The organism is Oleiphilus sp. HI0117, from assembly GCF_001635235.1.
In genome coordinates, this window is the sequence record NZ_LWGA01001283.1 from 1 (window position 1) to 1,940 (window position 1,940).

The following is a 1,940-nucleotide window of genomic DNA, read 5'->3' on the forward strand; positions in this document are numbered from 1 at the left end:
CATGTCTGGCTACGTAGTTTAGTCAGTTGTAGCGATAGTCGGCTTTATTACAAAATATCCCTAATGCTACAAAATCAGAAAAAGTCTTACAAATGAAGGAATTCCGAAGCGTGAACTGAGACAACAAAAAGAAAAAGAGCGTTCAAAAAACGCTCTCAAATCGAAGAAAAATGACGAAAAGTTTAAAATCAGAATATGCGATTAAGACCATTTAGTGCCGCAACACGATATGCTTCTGCCATAGTTGGGTAGTTAAATGTGGTATTAATGAAGTAATCTAGGGTATTTGCATCACCTTCCTGATTCATAATCGCCTGACCGATGTGTACGATTTCGGCCGCCTGATCTCCAAAGCAATGGATTCCCAATATTTTTTTGGTCTCACGATGGAACAATATTTTAAGCATTCCGACCGCTTCACCGGTAATCTGAGCTCTAGCCAAGTCTTTGAAAAATGCCTGCCCTACTTCATAAGGAACTTTGGCTTCCGTAAGCTCCTTTTCATTCTTACCGACAGAGCTAATTTCTGGGATCGTATAGATACCGGTAGGTACATCATTAATAAACCTGAAGTAACTATCGTTAAGCAAAGCGGATGAAGCAGAGCGACCTTGATCGTAAGCAGCGCTAGCAAGTGCTGGCCAACCAATCACATCACCTACAGCATAGATATTCTCTACATCTGTTCGATAGTGGTCGTCAATTGAAAGCTGACCGCGTGAGTTTGCTTCAAGACCTATATTTTCTAGCCCAAGATTTTGGGTATTGCCGCTGCGACCATTACACCAAAGAAAAGCATCAGCTTTGATCTTTTTGCCCGACTCGAAAGTAACCTCTACACCGTAATCGGTACCGACAACTGTCTCGTAGGTTTCGTTGTGTCGGACAAGAACACCATTGTTTCGAAGGTGATAGCTAAGCGCATCAGAAATCTCATCATCAAGGAATGATAGTAATTTCTCGCCAGGATTAATCAGGTCGACTTTCACACCTAAACCTGAAAAAATTGATGCATACTCGGAGCCAATAACACCGGCACCATAAATAACCATAGTGCGTGGAGTATGGCTAAGCTGCAATACCGAATCACTACAATAGATACGCTCATGCGTAAAATCAACGTTGGACGGACGATAGGGACTAGACCCGCTAGCTATGATCGCCTCTTTAAAATGAACAATATCTGCGGAACCATTTCCACGTATTTCTATACGATTATCATCTAGAAAGTAGGCCGACCCGTTGTACAAGTCTATTTTATTTCGCGCATAAAAACGGGTTCTTAGCTTAACCTGTTTACTGATTACCTTTTCTGCGTTCTTCAAGACTCTCGGAAAGGAAAACCATCTTGGCTCACCGATATCACGGAACATGGTATTGGTGTTAAAGGTAATAATCTGCTTAACGGCGTGTCGAAGTGCTTTGGAAGGTATTGTTCCAACATGAGCACAGTTCCCGCCAACTACGGGTTTATCTTCGATCACAGCGACCATTTTATGGCCTTTTGCAGCGTTTAACGCTGCCCCTTCACCTGCAGGGCCTGCGCCAATTACTACAACATCATAATGATACTCAGCCATATAACCTTGATCTCCTGAACCTCTAGAAAAAACCGTATGTAATGATACTTAAGCTGTATCTACTTCATTGCATTATAAGAAATATCTTTTCCGGCAGCGTCTTTAGCAGCACTATCAACTTCTTTGTCGCATTTATCCTTGTCACCGCCACAGACGTCGCAAGCAACCTCCATACCAAGCGCACTCATTCCACCACACGAACCGGTAATCGGCTTATTGGCAAAAATAACGCCAACAGCCATAACCAACATTAACAGGGCAAGAACACCGAAAACTATGAAAAATAACTCCATAAGTTCCTCCTACTTAAGATACTGTTTAAACGAATCAGTGTGCATTGTTATGAGGCCTTCATCACCT

2 protein-coding genes are annotated in these 1,940 nt (G+C 42.3%); both read right to left on the bottom strand.

Going from position 1 to position 1,940, the window contains the following annotated elements:
• Positions 1-188: 188 nt before the first annotated feature.
• Positions 189-1,580 (bottom strand): Si-specific NAD(P)(+) transhydrogenase, encoded by a 1,392-nt coding sequence (gene sthA / locus A3757_RS22310; protein WP_068506486.1) that lies wholly within the window; start codon positions 1,578-1,580, stop codon positions 189-191.
• Between the two features lie 59 nt (positions 1,581-1,639).
• On the bottom strand, positions 1,640-1,873 hold the full coding sequence (nqrM, locus tag A3757_RS22315; RefSeq protein ID WP_068506484.1) for a (Na+)-NQR maturation NqrM: 234 nt from the start codon (positions 1,871-1,873) through the stop codon (positions 1,640-1,642).
• Between the last annotated feature and the right edge of the window lie 67 nt (positions 1,874-1,940).

Excerpts from the sequence above, each read along its gene's own strand:
- sthA (WP_068506486.1), bottom strand. The coding sequence starts at position 1,580 with ATGGCTGAGTATCATTATGATGTTGTAGTAATTGGCGCAGGCCCTGCA.
- nqrM (WP_068506484.1), bottom strand. The coding sequence starts at position 1,873 with ATGGAGTTATTTTTCATAGTTTTCGGTGTTCTTGCCCTGTTAATGTTG.